Here is a 1,807-nt window from a genome sequence, read left to right as displayed (position 1 = left end):
GGATTACCGGGGCCGGGGCCTCCACCGGGGCCCTCCGGGTTGGAGAGGGTTCCTTCGCAGCCAGCAGCCCCGCTCAAGAGCAACCCGAGCACCACCGGGCGCCACCACCGTCCCCGCTCCGCTGGCTCTCGTGACAACCGTTGTGACCGCATCCTCGGCACGAGCGCCTCCATCATTGGGAGACATACCCATCGGCTGGATGACGCGGTCCTGTCAATGTAGCCGCGACGCGCACGCATCGGTCGGATGGCCCGGTGACACGGATACTGAAAAACTCGTGTCACGCATGCATGCGCGTTTCATTTTTCGTGCGGGCCTCGGGCGAAAGTGTGGAGGAGGCGCCACAGGCGTGGGGGACAGACCCCCTCAATGCGCGGGTGCTACAGCCTGACGTACAGGCCGAGCTGACCGCTGAAGTACAGGTCCTTGGCGCCGCCAGCGAAGACCGGCGTGCCCTCCGCGGCGCCAGCGGTGAAGGAGTAGCTGCGCACCTCGCCGCCCACCCGCAGGCCGAAGATGCGCGTCAGGGCGAACTCCACGGCGAGCTCGCCATCGATGCCGGAGCCGCTCAGCTCGGGGAGGTAGTCGTCCGAGGACAGCTCGCCGCCGCTCAGCACGTGCTGGTAGCCCACGCGCGCGGCGATGGCCCAGCGCTCGTTGAGCGCCTTGCGCAGGCCCAGCTCCACGTGCGCGAAGCGGTAGTCCACGTCGGGCAGGGCGAAGGTGCTCTCCGGCGGGAGCTCCACCGCGAAGGAGTGGGTGCCGTACAGCGCGCCCACGGAGAGCTCCAGCCACCGCAGCGGCAGCCGGAAGCGCAGGCCACCCTCGATGAGCTGCGCGGTGGTGGGGTGGCTGGAGCCATCCGGCAGCCGCGTGGACAGCCCGAAGGAGCGTGAGCCCCGCGCGACGAGCCCCAGGTTGTGCACCATCCCATCCGTGAAGTGGGAGAGGGGGAAGTAGCTCACCGCGAGGCTCGCCGCCGCGGCGCTGTTGAGGCTGTAGTCGGGCAGCTCGTTGGCGTTGCTGCCGGAGAAGTTGAAGCGGCGGAAGAGGCCCTGGCCGGAGAGCAGCGCCTCCAGGGTGGGGCCGTCCAGGTCGCGAGGGCCGGCGGCCTTGGGCTCGGGCTTCGCGGGCGGCTCCTCCTTCTTCGTCACGGTGGGCGGGGGCGGCTTCACGACCGCCTGGCGAGGTGCCTCCGCGATGGGGGCCGGGGGCGCGACCTCCGGCTCGGAGACGACAGGCGTCGGAGGCGTGACGGCGGTGGGCGCGAGGCTCTGCGGCGGGCCTTCCTTCAGGGCCGCGCCCAGCTTGGGCTCGAGCTCGCGCCGCACGTCGGGGAAGGCGCGGTTCGTGCGGACGTCCCACTCTTCCTCCGCGATGAGGGAGCCGTCCTGGCCGGAGTAGGCGCGGACCTGCACGTCCCAGCGCTTCGTGCCCTTGACCGAGGAGAGGATCAGGATGTCCGCGCCGAGCTTCTTCGCCAGCGCCCGCCGCTGCTCCTCCGTCTTCGGTCCGCCGCGGAGGAGCTTCACCTGGGCATCCACCTTCTTCGCGGGCAGCACCACGCGCCCGCGGCCCTTCTTGCCCAGCTCCGCGGCCAGCACCTTGCGCAGGGCCTCCGCCTGGCTGCCCTCGGGGCGCAGCACCGCCACCGTGGTCTTCTTCGCTGGAGCCTTCTTCGCCTGCGCGGCCTCGGCCGGGCCATATGACACGACCAGCGAGAGCACCAGCACCACCCAGCCCGCGACGCGGCTCACGGGGCCACCTCCTGGGAGCGAACAGACGAGGTGGAAGCGGCGGGGAGGGC

At 71.2% G+C, this 1,807-nt stretch carries 1 protein-coding gene; it reads right to left on the bottom strand.

Annotated elements, in window-relative coordinates; genetic code table 11:
• Positions 1 to 380: 380 nt before the first annotated feature.
• On the bottom strand, positions 381 to 1,757 hold the full coding sequence (locus tag FL311_RS42980) for a hypothetical protein (protein WP_141333439.1): 1,377 nt from the start codon (positions 1,755 to 1,757) through the stop codon (positions 381 to 383).
• Positions 1,758 to 1,807: the final 50 nt, after the last annotated feature.

It is taken from the genome of Myxococcus sp. AB025B, assembly GCF_006518215.1.
Lineage (GTDB): Bacteria > Myxococcota > Myxococcia > Myxococcales > Myxococcaceae > Myxococcus > Myxococcus fulvus.
This window is presented reverse-complemented; position numbering and strand designations above follow the sequence as displayed.